A 16,945-nucleotide genomic window follows, 5' to 3' on the forward strand; every position below is an offset into this window, starting at 1 on the left:
CTTCGGTCCCGGCCGGGCCTGTTTCTTCTCAAGTTTTCGTACTTTTTTTTTTTGTTGTTGGCCGTGGTTCATTCCCCCCCCCCCCCCCCCCCCGGGGGGGGGGGGGGGGGGGGGGGGCCCCCCGCGCCCCCCCCCCCCCCCCCCCCCCCCCGCCAATCTGTAAACCCGGGGCGCCATCGGGCGCCCCGGAAGCGGCCCGGCTCATCGCGCCTGCGCGAAGGCCTGGGCCGCTGCATCGGCCGATGCAAATGTCCTGCAGCTCAGCAGTCCATGGGCATTGCCGTCGCCATCGACGATGAAGATCGCGACGAACCAGCGTCCGTCCAGAAAGCCGTGCGCCGCGACACGATCGAGGTCCAGATTGTCATCCTGCGTGACATAGAAGCCGATCCAGCGTTCGTCGGCACGGGCGTCCCAATGGATGTCGATCTCTTCGGCTTCCATGAAGCGGGCCGCAAGGGCTTGCCCTGCGCCGCAGCCGAATTCCAGTTCAAGACCTGCGACCAGAGCCGCCATGACGCGATCCGATGCAAGGGCAATGGGCTGAACGATGCTCATGAGAATGTCTCCTTGTGCTTGCGTCCTCGCCGATCGAGGACCGGCAGGGAGGGACGAGCGCCGGAAGGCTGTCAGGGCCGCTGCGCGTCAGCGCGCGCCGCGTCAGCGGGCGCGAGGGGGAGCCGATTTGCGAAGCCAAATTGGGGGGAACCTGCGAGCCTTGAAAGCCGCGCCGCCGCCCGTCAGGATGGGAAGGTTTCGACGCGCCACCCTCTCCCTTCAACCAAGAGGGGCCGTCGGCAGCGCCGACGCTTCCGCAGCGGCCTTTCCTGCAAGATCGCCGATCGACGCTGCCGGATGAAGACCTGAGCGACTGGAAAGGCGATCGGCCAGACGCCTGCGCGCTGGCCGATCGCGGCGCTTGCCGGGAAACCCCGCGCCGGGAGGGCGCGGGGCCGTTCGTCTTCAGACGTCAGGGTTCCAGATGAGAGCGTAGCTGTCCTCATCGTCCTGGCCGGCGGCGCGGCCGAGATTGGCGTAGATGGTGCGCGCGCCCAGTTCCGGGGCCGCCATTGCGACGCGGATATATTCGCGGCCCGACACCTCGCCGGTGCGAATCCAGCCCCCGCCCAGTTCCGAGCCGCCCGAGAGGATGCGATAGTCGGGCTGATCGCCGGTTTTGCCCCGATTGGGAATAATCTCGATCTCGGCACGAACCGCGAGTGTCTTGAGGACACCCTTGAAACCGGCATTGTCGAGGCGCTGAACGTAACCGATGGCTGGCATGTCAAATCTCCTTGGGTCTGATGCCCTTGCGGCCGATCCGCCGGGCGTGCGGACCGTCAGGCGGCGCGCTGAGCGCCCCCGAACCGGCAGGCCGAAGCGTCAAGCGGAGGACCGGAGGCCCGCTGCTATTTGCAAGCGAAGCGGCCGCGAGGAGCCGGAACGGCGGGGAAATAGGAGTGAGACGATGGTTTTGAGGGGCGCACGAGACGCTGCCAGGTCAACGCACTTCACCCGGCCAGTGGCCGCGAGGGCAGCAGGACCATGGCCTTGGCAACGACCTTATCCGTTAGCAGTCGGCACGCCATGGCGAAGATGGTGGGTTCGGCCCGATGCGGCGCGCGACAGCAGATTTCCCGTTGGCGAAGCCGGTGCCATGCCCATCCGCCTTCTCCAGGTCCTGCCTGCCGGGGGGATCGAGTCGCGAGCGCGGGTTCGCACGATGGCGATAGGGCTCGTCCATGCGGCCCCCGCTGCGTTAGCCCGCCCTGGCGCTGTGCGCGCCTGCCCTGCCGCCGCATGGGCCGCCACCGCCGCGACAGCCACGATGCGCTATGCCGCCCCCAGCGATATTGTTGGTCTCGGAAGCGGGGAGCGTATCGCCGCGTCCCTGTCATAAGCAGCCGCGCCCCGCCGCCGCGCCGAAAAGCAGGCGGCCCAGCCTGAAGCCGCGCCCCCGTCTCGCGTGCGCGAGACGGGGGCGCGGCTTCAGGCCACGAACCGCAATGGGGGAACGCAGAAATTTGCCGCCGTGAAATAGGTCATGATAGCCTCATAGCTGCCGAGCCGCTCGGCCCGGTCCATGGAGATGACGACCTCATCATCTTCGTCGGCGGCATAGAGGCTGGCCTCACCCGCCCCGGTGAAGACGGCACGCTCCGGGCCGAACTGCGCCGCGCTCCCGCCCGACCAGCGGGCGAATGGCAGGCCATGGGCGACACAGAAGCCCTCCAGCCGGTCGACCCGACCCCAGGCCACCTCATGGGCGTAGAGCGAGAGCGGCCCATCGGCAGGAAAGTCGTCGGCCGTGAAGGGTTCTGCGACATAATCGAGGGCCAGACCCTCGCTTTGAACGATGGCAAGAAGATCGGCGAGCAGGGCAGCGGACAGCTCGCCGCCGAGCGTGATGGAAAGCGAAACCCGATCAACCATGATGAAACTCCCAAGAGGCGCGCCGCCGCCGGAACTGAGGCGGCGCGCAGAATATTCGATTGCGGACGACAAGCGGGCGGCGGCGCAGCGCCGCCCGCGCGAACAGATCAGGCGGCAAGGCGCTCGATCCCTTCCTCCCGGTCGTCCGGCAGCGGAACGACGTTGCCCGGTGCGCCCGGATCGGGCTGGGGCGCATCATGCCCCTGAATGGCCGCTTCGACCCGCGCATGGGCGGAAACCGTTCCGACCCCGCCCCGTTGCGAATAGGCCGATGGCGGGAACTGCATCCAGCGCGGCACCCAGCGATCCTTCTTGTCGCGTCCGTTGGTGCCGTCGAGTGCATCGCGCACGATGATCTTCAACGTCTTGGCCTTCTCGCCTGCATTGGCGGTCGCTATGGCCGGGTCGGTGACGTCTGCGACCAGATGCCCCAATATCTCGCGGTCGCGCAAAGCGGAGAAAAAGGCCTCGTCCGCCTGCCAATAGTCCGCCATGTCGATGCCGATATGGAGGCCGACCGCATCGATGGCGGCGCTGCCGCTGGCGAGGCTTTCGCCCATGACGATGGCGATCACATCCATCACTTGGGCATCGTCGAGTTCGAGCAGGCGCAGGAAGACCGCGACAAGACCGGTATCGGGACCCAAACCGTCGCCCTCGCCGCCGATAACGGTTGGTTCTTCCGCGTCGAAGCCCAGCAGGGCCAGCACCTTGCGTCGCATATGGTCGAAACCCGCCTCTCCCGGCGCATTTTCGATGCTCTGCGCGACAAGGTCGTTGCGGCTGGTCTGCGGCTCGACGCGGATCGCCCAGAGGCTGGACCCGACGATGGCATGGGCGACCATGAGGCGCAGCGCGACGGCGGGATGGCCGGTCAGGACCGCGCGAACGGCGGCATGGCGATGCAGGTCGAGATAGGTCTGCATGGTCGAGGTGATTTCGGGGCGGGCGACCTTGCCGCCGGAACCGCTGGCCTGTCCCTTGGCGATCCGCTCGGCTTCCTTGCGGCTCAGATAGCCTTCATGGAAGGTGACTTCGCCTGTGTCACGCACATCGACATAGATGCGTCCGCCATGCCGCTTGCTGGTCTTCACATATTCCCAGGCCGAGAAATGCTCGGCGGGCGGCACGATCACGACATCGTTCCAGCCTTCGTCCAGATAGGCTTCGCGCCGGGGGTGGATCGCGGCGTCCTGCGCGGCCCAGAAGGCCGTGGGATCGGCAAAATAGCTGTCTTCGCCGAACAGGTCCGAAATCACCGACAGTCCGCTCTCCTCGATGTCGAACAGCGCATGTCGGGTGCCGATGGACTGGCCGCCTGTCAGCCATGCCTTCAACTGATGGCCGACCGGCGCATAAGCGTCCTCGTCATCCAGCAGGGCAAGCCATGATTTTTGCTGGCTCTTGGACGCGAGGGTCAGGTGACGGACGGTCGCCCGGTCGATCTCGTCTCTGGCATAGAGGCGGCGGATGCGGGGCAGAAGATTGCCCAGCGCCAGCACCCGGCGCACGGTGAGTTCGGGCAGGCCGAAGGTCGCGGCGATATCGTCGGTCCTGCGGCCTTCCTTTACCAGCCGGGTGAAGCTCTCCCATTGGGTCACCTCGTCGGCATCGCGCCGGGCCATATTTTCGATCATCGAGGCTTCGACCGCATCGGCGTCGTCCCCGTCTTCGATTATGGCGCAGGGCAGCGAGGCGATTTCGCAGTCCGCCTCGCCCATCGCGCGCTTTTCTTCCGCGACGATCAAAGCGGCGTGAAAGCGGCGGGAACCGGCAATGATTTCAAACGCGCCGGGCGTGCAATTCGGTCGGACGATGACCGGCTGGATCACGCCGCGCTTACGCACGGTCGGCAATATGTCCGATACATCGGGAACGCTCTTGGAAAAGCGCATATTGGCCGTGCTGACGGACAGCTTATCGAGCGGGATAAAATCGAGTTTCATGTCATCACTCCTTGTGCATTTTTCGGGAGCCACCTGTCTCCCTGCAAAGGTCCGCCGCTCTGATCGGCGTGCGAACCGGCTTTGGAAAAGCGGCGTTACGCGCCGCGCGTCATCCTGCCGTCCCTTGGTTGGGATCGGTCGGAAGGTCGGGAAGCGGGACCGTTTGATCGCGGATCAAAAGCTGCTCGGCTTGAATGATGGAACCGGCGCGGCGCGCCGTGTCGACCCAGCGGGAAAGGCTGTGCGGGCTGTAGAAGCCCAGATCGCGTTCGATGCTCATGCCATAGGGCAGGCGGATGCTCTGGATTTCGGTGAGCGAGAAAACGCCCATTTCCGGGCAGCCGAACCCAAGGTCGGCAAGGCCGAACAGTGTGTCGTTGTCAGAATAGAGTTCGGTCACCAGCCATGTGCCTGCGCCTAGTGGATTGAAGAATTTGACGACCGGCACCGGATCGAAGGGCTTACTCTGCGCCATCGCGGCGGCGCTGTTGATCGCGTTGGCGCTTAGCGCATAGCGAATATCGGGGGTGAGGAGGATCATGCCGCCCTCCGTGCCTGCGCGTCGATTGCAGCCGGGGCGGGCAGTGCGGTCGGCGCGTTCTCCGCGTCGTTCATCGGGCTGCGGTTTTGCTCCGCCTCGCGGTTGCGCGACAGGAGCCATTCGGCCGCCTTGCTGGCCGCGCCTGCCGCGCGGAAGATCGCCCGGTTATCCTCGCGCAGCACGTCGAGCCATGCGCCGATATAATCGGCGTGGCGCACGGTGGGGACGATACCGAGCGCGGCGCAGAGGAAAGCCGATCCCATTTCGGCGATCAGTTCCTCGCGGGCATAATCCTTGCTGCCGAAACTGTTGATGAGCTTGCGGTCGAGACGCGAAGCGTGCCCTGTCGCGTGGGTCAATTCGTGCAGACAGGTCCGGTAAAAATTGATCTGCTCGAAAAAGGCCGGTTGCGGCGGCACCTGCACAAAATCCTGGCTCGGCACATAATAGGCTTTGTCGCCGCCCGTGCGGAAATCAATGCCGCTGGCGGCGATCAGTGCCTCGGCGACCGGGACGATCTGCCGTTCCGGCAAGGGGGCGGGGTCTGCTGCAAGGCCGGGGCGCAGTCCTTCGCATTGCGAGACGTTGAAAACGGTAAAGCGTTTGAGGAAAGCGACCGACTTGGCGTCGCCCCCGGTTTCGCGCGCCTTCTCTTTCTCCGCTTCGGGGGTGAAGCGGTCGGCATAGACGACGGTCGTCCCTTGCTCTCCCTTGCGAACGCAGCCGCCCGCGTCGAGCGCTTGGCGGAAGGTAAGCCAGCCTTGTGCGGGATAGCCTTTTTCTATGGCTGCGCCCCAAAGGATCAATATGTTCACGCCCGAATAGGTTCGCGCCGTCAGCGCATTGCGCGGAAGGCCGGGGGCCAGTGCCCCGCTGGCCAGAGCGTCACCGGACGATGCCCAAGGCTGGACCCATGGGACGCGCCCTTCCTCAAGCTGACCGATGATCTTGGCGGTCACCTCGTCGTAGAGGTTGATCCGTTCGGGCTGGGCCTCTTGCCTGCGATTACGGCCTGTTGCGCGACGGTTTCCGTTTTTAGCCATGTCCTGTCCTCCTTCCGCCCCAAAAACATGAGCCTCCCCGCAAAGCGGGGGCGGGCGGCGAAACGCGACTGGAAAGGCCTGCTCCGGCGGGCGTCGGCACCGAAGGGCGCAACGTCAGTGGAGCACCCGCCAGCGAAGCGCCGCGGGTTGCCGACGACCACGAAGGGCCTAGGAGGGAGCGCCGCCTGCTCCCGCTTGATGGGAGAGGCTCACAACAAAAGCGTCGCCGCGCGCCCGCGCGGCGTCCGTTGGTCGGGACCGCAGGGCACCGACGCCCGCGCCCGCGATCGTTACCGAATGGACCAGACCCGCGAGAGGCTGGGTGCCGCCGAGCGATGCGAGGGGGCATAGAGCGCGTTCGGCCTAGGCCGGGTGCCCTTTATCCTCGATTCCCATCGCGACGATCAATGGCATCGACATAGTGTCGCGGCACCGCGCAGAAGGCAGAACCCGGATATGGTCGATGACGAAGGGATATGCCTAGCCGACACGTTCAGCCTATGCCTGACGTGCACGAAGCATCGGAAAACCATCGCAGGATACCACATATCTGGCGGCCAAGATGAACCGGGTGTCGCGCGCAATGGCTAACTACTTCTCGGTTGGCACCACAAGCCCCACAGGCACGCCGCACAACACCGCGCCACTTCCTGACTCTACCGACAGGCGTAGGCGGCAGCTGGGACAAAGCCGTCATTCCCATCCGCGTTGCTGAACGACCGCCTCGGCTGAGAGCAGTCGTAACCAGACCGCAGCGTGAACGATTGAAACAAGATCGCCGATTGCGGCGCGGTCGGTGTTTAAGCGCCATGTATCGCGCGCTTGGCGAGGTCACCCCCGACCGGATGCCTCGGGAACGCTCCCTCCCCGGCGAGCCGAGTTCGACTGCGCCGACGCACTGATTAGCAAGACCGCGCAGCACACGCGTCGTCGTCAGACTGGAGACATTTCTCGCCGTACTTCAGCCATTTCGCGTGCGTGATGGTCGTAGCTTGGCTATCACGTTCTCAGGGCAGGAATTGGGGGGGCAATGGAAACACATATTAACCCGGTGAACGGGCTGGTTGTCCTCGTCTTTGGCAACCCGCTGACGGCTCTCTGGATTTCACTAAGTCTATTGTTGCTGTGCGCATTCATCATTGTGCGCAACTATATCCGCTATCACCGCCCGCTATCACGGACTCTCAAAGAGCGCGTCCGGGCCTTCGCCCCGATACTGGACGCTGAGGATACCGAGGGTGCGCAGCGAGACTTTGCCGAGCGCTTCTATGACCTGGATGCGTCGATGGTCGCCGGCGGTCGCGAGGCGCATGAGATCCGTCAGGCTTGGAGCCAATTCCGCGAGACGATCCTCGACGAATCGGAAGTGCCCATGCGGGCAACGATGCGCGCCGATGGATATTTCCTCCATTTGGGCGATGACACACGGGTGCTGGCCTGGTGGGCGAACATCTTCGTCGCCCTGGGACTGACCTTCACCTTTCTGGGGATCGTCGCCGCGCTCACGACCACCGTGACAGCGCTCAGTGCCGCCAATGGCTCGGCCAACATGACGCCGGCCCTGATCAACCTGCTGACCATCACATCCGTCAAATTCTGGACGTCGATAGCCGGGGTGCTCGCCTCGATCATCCTGCGCTTCTTCGACCGACATTGGCATTCCGCGAACCAGCGCCAGCTCGAGTGTATCGTCGATGCGCTGGATCGAGGCACGCTTTTCTCACCGCCTCAGCGTATCGCAGCCGAACAGTTGCGCGAGACCAAGGAGCAGACGACGGCGCTCAAAAGCTTCAGCCACGAGCTTGCCATCGCGATCGGTGAAAATCTCGAGCGCCAGATGAAACCGATGGTTCAGGTGCTCGGCGGCATCCAGACGAGCATCGACGATTTCAAGAATGGCAGCTTCAACCAGATCGGCAAGGAGCTGGGGGACGCGCTCAGCAAGAATGCGGGTGCGGAAATGGCCCAGTTGGGCGCAGCGCTTGACGGGATGACAACCAGACTGTCGTCGATGCACGAACAGATCGAGGGATCGGGTCGCGCCGCGAACGACCAGATCGCACAGGCGGCGCGCGACTTTTCCGTCGCTTCCGATCGCATGTCGCAAATGTTCGGCGCCCTCCACGAGCGCATCGATGCCACCGGCGCGAAGCTGACCGAATCAGCGGAAACCGCAAGCAATGGCGCGGTGGCGCAGTTTGCGCAGGCGACCAGTGGCATCCAGACCGCCTTCGACCAGATGCGTGGCGAGATCGCCGATATTGGAACCAAGCTCACCGCCGGTGCCGATGCGGCAGCGGACCGCAACGCCGATCTCCTGGCGCGCGCCGCTGAGGCGCTCGAGGCGGCAACGTCGCGCGCATCGACTGGCCTGGGGAAATCGATCGACGATGCCGTGGCGAAGGCCAGCGAGGAAAGCGCCAAGGCGATTTCAAGCGCCTTCGCCGCGTTCGGCTCTCGCTTCGATGAAGCGAGTTCCGGGCTTATAGATACGCTTCGATCGACCGCCGGCCGGATGGAATCGCTGGCGACGAGTATCGAACGGTCTGCGCAGGCGTCGGATTCACATGCCAGCAAACTCGTCGATGCCGGGGTTGCTGCCGACGGGATTGCGAGCACGCTCAACCGGGCGGCCAACGATCTCCAGTCGGCCGCCGCACCGATCCGTACCGCCACCGAGACGATCGGCGCCGCAGTGGGGCGGGTGCAGGACGCGCTTGTCCGCCAGACCGAGGCCGCCGGACAAAATCAGACGTCCATCACGGCCATCGCAGAACGCCTCACGCAAACAACCGAGTCCGCAACCAAAGCGTGGAACGACTATCGTGATCGCTTCGAAGGCGTCGACAAGGCGTTGGCGAGCGCGCTGGACCAGATCAAGGGTGCGTCTGGCGAACATGCAGCACATCTCAACGAGCAGGTCGGGCGCATGGACAACGCACTGGCGGGCGCGGTCGACAAACTGTCCGCAGCGCTGGAGCCACTCACCGAACTCGCCGAACAGATCGAGGATCTGCTCGGCAAGATGCAGCCCCAGGCTTAGCACATGGACAGTCGCGGAGTGCGCCGGAGCCGGTCCGAGGAGGAAGAGGAAAGCTACTTCGTGTCGATGGCCGACATGATGGTCGGGCTTCTGTTCATTTTCATTATCCTGCTGCTCTACTTCGCGCTGCAGTTCCGGCAGACGACCGATACGCTGACGAGTGCTGGCCAGACGCGCCGTGAGATCCTGGAAACGCTCAAGGAGCGCCTCGACAAGCGGCTCAAGCCCTATAATCTCACGGTCAGGATCGATGCCGAAACCGGTGTGCTCAGCCTGCCCAACAGCATCCTGTTCGACACCGGCCAGTTCGCCCTGTCCCCCCAAGGCCGCCAGGCTGTGGGGATTGTCGCGGACGAGCTGTCGGCGGTTCTCCCCTGCTACACCGATCATGCGCCCGGCGGACCGACTTGTCGCGGCAAGGCTGTGGCCGCCAACAAGATCGATGCGATCTTCATCGAAGGACATACCGACAGCGACCCGCTCTCGGGCGGCGGGGTGCTCCAGGACAATATGGATCTTTCGGCGCTCCGGGCGACGAACACGTTCCGGCAGCTGACCGACACGCATCCCGAACTCGAGCAGCTCGTAAACAGCTCGGGCCACACGCCCGTACCGATCCTGGGCGTCGCCGGCTATGGCGAACGCCGCGCGGTACCGGATGCGCATGGGACGCCGGATCAGATCAAGGCACAGAATCGCAGGATTGACCTGAGATTCCTGATGGTGACGCCCAAGAGCGCGGAGGGGGAAGCGATGAGTCGCATCCTGAACAAGCCGTGAGCGCGCTCAAACAGGCCTGCGAGCGCGCTGCCGCTGTCGTAAAGCTGCCGCGTCGCGGTGACAGGATCGAGATCGAGCGCGCTGAACAGCGCATCACGGCCGAAGGAATGGGCACGTCGCGCGTGAAGGAGGCGTGGAAGCACTTTCTTGCGAGGATTGATCCGGGCGCCGAGCTCAAGCCGAAGGATCTCAGGAGACTCATCGACGGCATCTGGGGTGAAGAATCCCTTGACGCCATGGCGACCCCGCTGCTCGATAATAGCGTGCGCCGCGACCGCAAGAGCATCGACCGTGCGATCATCACCGCGTACCTGCGCAATTTCCCGCTCGGCCATCCAGCCTTCAATCATCTCACTCATGCCAGTGCTTTCGTAGCCAATCGCCACGATTGGCCTTGGCGCGCACGTGGCACCGCCTGGGATCTCTGGAAGCCTGATCTGGGCCCTGTACGGCTGTCTATGGCGTTACTTTCGACCGATGATCCTGGACAGCTCTTGCGCGATATCGGCCTGGATGGCGACCTTGCCAATGGCGCCTTTGTCGAGGAATCGCTGCTGTCGGCCTGCGAGGCAGCAGCGTCTCATCGCGGCGATATCGCGCAGCAAAGCGGTCGTCGGCTGATCGCCCTGTTCGATCGCTTTCCGGCGACGAAGGAGCTCAACGCGATCCTCGCTTATGCGCTTCTAGCGCCTTGGATCGCCGACACCTGCTCAGACGCTCACCAGCGCCTCATCAGCGGTCTCTTGGTGAAGCGCAACGGTGATCCGCGGCTGGCGCCCCCGCGCTGGGCAGCCCTTCGCCGCGATGTGCTCGACCAGGTGCCCGGCGCGGATGTCGACAATGCCTTTGCGGTACTGCGACGTTGGCTGGTGCGGGCCACGGTGCGGGAGTTCTTTTCTGTCGTCGCAAAGACCGTCGAGCGGCGCGACCAGTGGAAGGAGCGGACTGACTTCTGGCTCGCCTATCTCGATGCCGGCTTCATCACAGACGCCTGGTTTGCCTTTGGGTCGCAGGCCGAGCGGCTGGCGCGCAAATTCCTTGAAGACCAAACGATGGTCTATGCCACGCTGGAGGGCGGCGGCGCGACATCGGCGCAATCGGCGCTGATTTTCTCGATTGGGGACATCCGCATAGCGGAGTGGAGCGATAATGGCAGCTGCCGTTTCTGGCGCGCGGTCGATGCCAAGGCACCCCTTCTCTATAAGCGGCAGTATAATGGAACATCTTTGCGCGCCATGGCCGCTGGCGAAGGGTTCAAAGCCATCCCGCACAATCCCCCGAACGGCTGGCAGCCGAAATTCGCGCGGCATGTCTATCATAGTGCCGGCATCCGGCATCCCAAGCACGGAGTCGGCTGGTGAGCGATATCCAACTTCGCTTTGAAGCCAGGGCCGATGGTGATGGCGAGAGGATCGAACTGGTCCGCATTGAAAGCGGGCGGTTTTTTGGCCGCGCCAGCCAGACCCTCCTGCCCTTCGACGCCTGGGTGATCGAGGCCCCTGCGCCGGCACGACCGGCGCTAGCCCGTCTGTTTCAGGCGATCGGCGATGGGGATCAGGCGCGCGATGGCACATTTTTGGTGGCCACGACAGAATCCCACGTGACACTGCACCCGTCGCTTGTCGCCCAGCTCACCGAAAGTGAAGCGTCGAGCCTCGGGCTGCCGCCCGTCGCGCGGCTCGCCCTCAATCTTCAGTCGATCGGGGTCGCCCATCAGGCCGATTTCCGGATCGAGACACGCTGGACGAAGACCAATGGCCTGCCGGCGCCGGTCAGTTTCGCCGGCGCCCGGCTGAAGTTCGAAGGCAAGGAATGGCGGGTCGCCGATCCGATCTGGACGACGCTCCAGCTGGTAGCACGGCTCAATGCCGCCGCGGACGATGCCGAGCGTCAGGCGGCCCTCGCGGCGCTCCGCCAGGCGATCGGTGACGACGACCGGTCGCTGATCAAGCCCGACGGCTTCATCGAAAGGCTGCGGCTCAGCTACGCAGCGGGATTTTCACTCGACCTCCATCCATCGACCGATGGCTTTGATTTCGATCCGGTGCTGTTCAGTCCCGACCGCATGCGGGAGACCGAGGATGGCGCCGTGCTCGACGAGGTGGCGGACGGCCTGCTCCCACCCGCGCAGCAGGCGATCTTTGCCCGCCGGTTCCGCCAGGGGGACGGATCGCGGCGCGCCTATCTCCTCGATGCCGGATCGATCCTTTTCCTCGATCCAGTGCTGCACCGCGCGCTCAAGGTCGTCCGCGAAGCACAGTCGGGGAGCGCGGAGCAGCGTCGCCAGTTTGCCCGCAGTCCACAGCGCAAGGTGGCAGAAGCGCTCCTGGATGATGGTGTCGATGCGGCGCAGGCAGCCGCACTGTTCGTGGAGACCCAACAATTCTCGGAGCGTGTGTCCGGTATCGATATCTGGCGCAAGCCCGTGCTGCCCTGGATCAAGCCCAAGCCCAACAGTTGGCTCCCCGAGTCATTCGGCCTGCGCATCGGCGATCCGCCGGACGATACGATAGTCGAGATCAGGCCCGACCAGATCGAGCCCGCGGTCACCGCAGTTGAATCGGCCCTGCACGACGACCGGCCAAGCTTCATGATCGGCGACACCGAAGTTCCTGCGACGGAGCAGGCCCGGAGCGCCCTGACCGATCTAGCGGAGATCGTCCGCGCCGCGGAAGAGGATGGCGCGGGTGCGGAGCTGCCACCGATTGCATCGCAGCGCTACTTCCTGCAGGTTCGCGACAATCTCGAGGATGTCGCCTACGCGCCGCTCGCTTCTGCTCCAGCGACGCTCGATGCGGTCTCCGCTGCGATTCCGACGAGCCTTCGGTCCAGCCCGAAGCTCCATCAGGTTGCGGGGTTCAACTGGCTCGTGTCCTGCTGGCGCGCGGGGATGCCGGGTGCGTTGCTGGCCGACGATATGGGTCTCGGCAAGACCTATCAGGCGCTTGCTTTCCTTGCCTGGCTGCGAACCGAGCAGGCATCACCAAGGCCGGTGCTTATCGTCGCCCCGACGGGTCTGCTCGCAAACTGGAGGGCCGAAATCGAGCAACATCTCGATCCCGACACGCTGGGTCCCGTAGTCAGCGCCTATGGTGCGGGGCTCAACCGTGCGCGCGAAGAAGCTGGCCGCGATATCGAACTGGGCCGTGCCGCGATCGATGCAGATGTCTGGGCGCATGCCGGTATCGTGCTTACGACCTATGAGACGATGCGCGACTATCATCTGAGTTTCGCGCGACAGCCCTTCGCCGCGATTATCTATGACGAGGTGCAGAAGCTCAAGAACCCGGCAAGCCAGATGACGCGCGCGAGCAAGACGCTCAACGCACGCTTTCAGCTCGCGATGACCGGAACGCCGGTCGAAAACCGGCTCCAGGACCTATGGTCGATATTCGACGTCGTCCATCCTGGCTTGCTTGGCTCCAGTAAAGCGTTCGAGACCAGCTATCCCGCATCGGATGCGAAACGCCTGCGCGCGCTCAATGGACTCCTCACTGAGCCCCAAGAGCGGCGTCCCCCGCTCCTGCTGCGCCGCATGAAGGATGACTGTCTTCCGGGGCTGCCGGCAAAGCATATCCATGCGCTGCCAGTGCCGATGCCGCGTTCGCAGGCCGGCGCCTATGAGCGCGTGATCCAGCGCGCGATGGCGGCGAAGGGCACAGGCAAGCGCGGGCATATGCTCGAGATTCTGCACATGCTGCGCGGGGTTTCGCTCCACCCCTACGCGCCAGAAGACGCCGCCGATGGCTATTTTGAGGAATCGGCGCGATTGCGCTCCGCCTTCGACACGCTCGACGCAATCAAGGCGAAGAGCGAGAAGGCCTTGGTCTTCTGCGAGAGCCTCGCCATGCAGGCGCTCCTCGCGAGTGAAATCCGTCGCCGCTACGGCCTCGACCACCAAGTTCCGCGAATCCACGGCGGGGTGACGGGCGATGCGCGTCAGATCGCGGTCCAGCAGTTCCAGCGTCGCAAGCCCGGGTTCGACGTCATGATCCTGTCGCCCAAGGCGGGCGGCGTTGGCCTGACTCTGACGGCGGCGAACCATGTCATCCATCTTTCACGCTGGTGGAACCCAGCCGTCGAAGACCAGGCGACCGACCGGGTGTTTCGCATAGGGCAGACACGGGACGTCCATGTCTATCTTCCCCAGTCGGTGCATCCTGATCCGGCGCTCGGTCCATCCAGCTTCGATCTGAAGCTCGACGCGCTGATGACCCGCAAGCGCGAGCTAAGCCGCGGCCTGCTCATTCCGGGCGAGGACGACAGCGACACCAGCACCCTGTTTGATGATATTCTGGGCAATGATCCGTTACAGGATATGGCAGAGGCGCCCGCTACCAAGGCGGACCCACCGCCTGTAGACGAACCACTTGAACCCTTGGCTTTAGCTCTCGTCGTCGAAGATGAAGCGCCGCCACCAGCGCTCCCGCCCGCTCGCGCGCCCGACACCGTGCCGCCAAAGCGGCCGACGCTAAGCGCTGGGCCGGTCGCACAGGTGACGGAGAAGCTGGCAGCTCCTGGCCGCTATGTATTCGAACCCAACAAACAACGCGACTTCGCGATCTTCCTTGCACCGATCAGCGGCGACCACGTCGTCGAGCTGCTGATCAAAGACCCCTATGCCTGTGCGCGCCACCACAATCGTCAGCATCTGGTCGAGTTCGTCAGGCGACTGGCGACCGCCGCGCGCCGGATCGACGCTGTCACCTGTCATACCCTTGATGCTGAAAGCGTCGAGAACTGGGACGAAAAGGATGTCGAGCAGCGCGTCGACCTCGAACGCCGCTGGCAGACGAGCTTTGTCGCAGGGCCAAGCTTGCGGCACGTCCAGATCTCGAAGCGGATCAATCGCACCTTCCACGCGCGCGAGATCACCGCGAGGCTAGCGTCTGGACGCTCGATCCTGTGGGATCTCGACAATGGCATCGACGGCGTGATGCGGAATGACCGGCGCTGCGTCGTCGGCTGTTTTCCGCAGTGATCGGGGGCATCCGATGATTAGCCCGATCGGCTTCCTTGTGGTAGATGGCGCGCCACGACGGGCACCGACGCAAGCGTTCGGCACACAGGTTGGCTGGCCGGAGACGGGACCACGGCGGAACAGCGCGCGCGGTGGAATTGCTCCGCCAGAACCTTCTGAATGTGATGACGGGATCGCTATATGACGACGTTCCGAGATGCGCTAGCCCCTCTGGCCGGCCGCCTAGTACGCGAACATCAGGTGCTCCACATTGCCGCTGACCTGCCGGATAACGTCGGCGCCATCGATCAGGCTCGACGCGAAATCCTGAAATGGGCGCAGCGGCGCAGTGGCGGTCAGCTTCCAACCGAGGCGATGGCGGGCAGGAGCTTCGAACTCCTTGCCGCCGGGCGCAACAGCAGCGCCATCGAGGTTGACCTGCCGGAGATTCAGGCATGGGCACTCCGACAGGAAGATCCGGACAAGACGGTCGCCGGACGTATATGGACGTCAGAAGCCATATTGTGGCGCACGCCCGATCGATCGCCACGATTTGCAGCGCGCCTGATCGTGGGAAGCGGGGAGGCAGAACTTGATATTGCGCCCGCTGGACCAGGCTACATCCGCCAGCTTGTCGATACGGTGGGCCTGACAAGTGATGGCCACGCATTGTCTGCCCTGCCCTGGTATGTCAGCAACACCGACGAGCAGGACGCCTTTCTCGATCTGCTCGAGGATCCGCGGCGGCGACTGCCGGTGGTGGTGATGTCCGTCGTGGATCGCAACGATCCGCAGCTTCCAATCAATATAGACAGATTGGCATCCGGGCTTTGCGGCCTGGCCCATGTCGCGGCAATCCTACCCGAAACATCATGGGCGCTGACCGAACGTTTCAGCAGACGCCTGGCGGTATTCGACGGTGGCCTGCGCATGTACATGCCCGGATTTGGCAATGACGCAGATCCTTACAGCCACCCGTTATGGCTTGGCACCAAGCTCGCGAACGGCAACGAAGCCACTGTCATTGATCGGCAGATCAGGATGCGCGTTGCACAGTTCAGCACGCGCTCCATTCGGATGGGCGAGGATATACTGCCGTTCGCGCACTTGCGCAGTGTCAGTCGCAAGGCCGAACAGGAACGGCTCGCGAGCAGCGGCGCAAGCGATGGCGAAAAACTCGACGCCGCTGAGGCCAGGATCGCGGCGCTCGCAAAGGAGTTGAACGAGGCAAAGGACCTCGAGCAATATGCTCTGGACGAGGAGCGTAAGGCCCATATTCGCGCCGAAGAAGCGGAACTGCGGGAGCGGAACGCCACCGCCCAGGTCCAAAGTCTCCTCCAAAGACTTCCGGTTGGCGGCGAAGCCGGGGACCATGTGGAAAGCTTGCCGCACAGCTGGATGGAATTCGAGGAATGGTGTGATCGAGCCCTGGTCGGACGGGTGGCCCTGACGGGCGCCGCCCGCCGTGGCTGCAAGAAGGCCTTCTTTGTGGACGTCGAGCAAGCGGCGCGCTGCATGCTCTGGTTGGCAGGAGTTTGCCGAGAGCGCCTGCAGATTGGGGGCGGTTCACTTCGGGACGAGTCCTTGGAGGACGGTATCCGCAATACCCCGTGCGGAAGCGACGAATTTACGTTCGACTGGCAATCACAGCGGCTGACTGCGGGATGGCACGTCAAGACAGGCGGAAATACGCGCGCGCCTGAAAATTGCCTGCGCATCTATTATAGCTGGGATGAACAGACCCAACAGATCGTCGTCGCCGACATGCCGGCACATCGGAAATCCGGGGCGAGTTGATCGATCCTGTGCGAGGTCCGCCTCTCGCGCCTCCTTCGCCACCTCTATTCACATGCTCAATGCCCCGTCAGTACGCATTCGGTGAGGACCGCTGATCAGGCGGCTTGGCGCTGATTTTCCGGCGCTTGCCATTGCCACGGCGTACGCCTCCGGTGAGGGCCGCCTTGCGGTGATTGGCTGATATTTGGAGATGGCACCGGTGCAAGCACTGGTGTTTGCGCCGGTACTAGAGACGGTGCGATGGGTCAGGTGACGGTAATTTCAGGTGTTGAGCGGCGGCGCTATTGGTCTGATGAACAGAAGCGGGCGCTGGTGATGGCGGTTTCGCTGTCAATCGGCGTGCAAACGGGACCCCTTATCGGCGCGCAAAAGGGACCCCCTGTCAGGATGGCGGAACGTTGA

General features: G+C 63.9%; 11 protein-coding genes. 5 read left to right on the top strand and 6 right to left on the bottom strand.

The window, feature by feature from the left end; all coding sequences use genetic code 11:
• Positions 1-201: 201 nt before the first annotated feature.
• The 6 genes from WFP78_RS22830 to WFP78_RS22855 form a co-directional block, all read right to left on the bottom strand.
• Positions 202-558 carry a hypothetical protein gene (locus WFP78_RS22830; protein ID WP_336966781.1) on the bottom strand — a complete coding sequence of 119 codons (357 nt, stop codon included), beginning with the start codon at positions 556-558 and terminating at the stop codon, positions 202-204.
• A 405-nt stretch (positions 559-963) separates the two neighbouring features.
• The gene (locus WFP78_RS22835; protein ID WP_336966783.1) at positions 964-1,284 is read right to left on the bottom strand and encodes a DUF736 domain-containing protein; all 321 of its coding nucleotides are present in this window, start codon (positions 1,282-1,284) and stop codon (positions 964-966) included.
• 705 nt (positions 1,285-1,989) lie between these two features.
• Positions 1,990-2,433: a hypothetical protein gene (locus tag WFP78_RS22840; protein ID WP_336966784.1), complete on the bottom strand. Its 444-nt coding sequence runs from the start codon at positions 2,431-2,433 to the stop codon at positions 1,990-1,992.
• Between the two features lie 107 nt (positions 2,434-2,540).
• Positions 2,541-4,379 carry a ParB/RepB/Spo0J family partition protein gene (locus WFP78_RS22845; protein ID WP_336966786.1) on the bottom strand — a complete coding sequence of 613 codons (1,839 nt, stop codon included), beginning with the start codon at positions 4,377-4,379 and terminating at the stop codon, positions 2,541-2,543.
• A 109-nt stretch (positions 4,380-4,488) separates the two neighbouring features.
• A complete protein-coding gene (locus tag WFP78_RS22850; RefSeq protein WP_336966788.1) occupies positions 4,489-4,920 on the bottom strand; it encodes a DUF2958 domain-containing protein in 432 nt (143 codons plus the stop codon).
• Positions 4,917-5,963, bottom strand: a complete 1,047-nt coding sequence (locus WFP78_RS22855; protein WP_336966789.1) for an ArdC family protein — start codon at positions 5,961-5,963, stop codon at positions 4,917-4,919. Before WFP78_RS22855 ends, WFP78_RS22850 begins: the two co-directional genes overlap by 4 nt.
• 1,030 nt (positions 5,964-6,993) lie before the next feature.
• Here WFP78_RS22855 and zorA point away from each other — a divergent pair.
• The 5 genes from zorA (at position 6,994) to WFP78_RS22880 (ending at position 16,543) form a co-directional block, all read left to right on the top strand.
• The gene (gene zorA / locus WFP78_RS22860; RefSeq protein WP_336966790.1) at positions 6,994-9,006 is read left to right on the top strand and encodes an anti-phage ZorAB system protein ZorA; all 2,013 of its coding nucleotides are present in this window, start codon (positions 6,994-6,996) and stop codon (positions 9,004-9,006) included.
• 3 nt (positions 9,007-9,009) lie between these two features.
• Entirely contained in the window at positions 9,010-9,786 is a 777-nt protein-coding gene (locus WFP78_RS22865; protein WP_336966791.1) for an OmpA/MotB family protein, read from the top strand.
• Positions 9,783-11,147 (top strand): EH signature domain-containing protein, encoded by a 1,365-nt coding sequence (locus WFP78_RS22870; RefSeq protein ID WP_336966792.1) that lies wholly within the window; start codon positions 9,783-9,785, stop codon positions 11,145-11,147. The genes WFP78_RS22865 and WFP78_RS22870 overlap by 4 nt, the downstream gene beginning before the upstream one ends.
• Entirely contained in the window at positions 11,144-14,767 is a 3,624-nt protein-coding gene (locus WFP78_RS22875) for a DEAD/DEAH box helicase (RefSeq protein WP_336966793.1), read from the top strand. Before WFP78_RS22870 ends, WFP78_RS22875 begins: the two co-directional genes overlap by 4 nt.
• Positions 14,768-14,947: 180 nt before the next feature.
• Positions 14,948-16,543: a hypothetical protein gene (locus tag WFP78_RS22880; protein WP_336966794.1), complete on the top strand. Its 1,596-nt coding sequence runs from the start codon at positions 14,948-14,950 to the stop codon at positions 16,541-16,543.
• The last annotated feature ends 402 nt before the right edge of the window (positions 16,544-16,945 follow it).

It is taken from the genome of Sphingobium aquiterrae (assembly GCF_037154135.1).
Lineage (GTDB): Bacteria > Pseudomonadota > Alphaproteobacteria > Sphingomonadales > Sphingomonadaceae > Sphingobium > Sphingobium aquiterrae.

What these genes read in the sequence shown, in the direction of transcription:
- WFP78_RS22830 (WP_336966781.1), bottom strand. Translation starts at nt 558, where the DNA reads ATGAGCATCGTTCAGCCCATTGCCCTTGCATCGGATCGCGTCATGGCG.
- WFP78_RS22835 (WP_336966783.1), bottom strand. Translation starts at nt 1,284, where the DNA reads ATGCCAGCCATCGGTTACGTTCAGCGCCTCGACAATGCCGGTTTCAAG.
- WFP78_RS22840 (WP_336966784.1), bottom strand. Translation starts at nt 2,433, where the DNA reads ATGGTTGATCGGGTTTCGCTTTCCATCACGCTCGGCGGCGAGCTGTCC.
- WFP78_RS22845 (WP_336966786.1), bottom strand. Translation starts at nt 4,379, where the DNA reads ATGAAACTCGATTTTATCCCGCTCGATAAGCTGTCCGTCAGCACGGCC.
- WFP78_RS22850 (WP_336966788.1), bottom strand. Translation starts at nt 4,920, where the DNA reads ATGATCCTCCTCACCCCCGATATTCGCTATGCGCTAAGCGCCAACGCG.
- WFP78_RS22855 (WP_336966789.1), bottom strand. Translation starts at nt 5,963, where the DNA reads ATGGCTAAAAACGGAAACCGTCGCGCAACAGGCCGTAATCGCAGGCAA.
- zorA (WP_336966790.1), top strand. Translation starts at nt 6,994, where the DNA reads ATGGAAACACATATTAACCCGGTGAACGGGCTGGTTGTCCTCGTCTTT.
- WFP78_RS22865 (WP_336966791.1), top strand. Translation starts at nt 9,010, where the DNA reads ATGGACAGTCGCGGAGTGCGCCGGAGCCGGTCCGAGGAGGAAGAGGAA.
- WFP78_RS22880 (WP_336966794.1), top strand. Translation starts at nt 14,948, where the DNA reads ATGACGACGTTCCGAGATGCGCTAGCCCCTCTGGCCGGCCGCCTAGTA.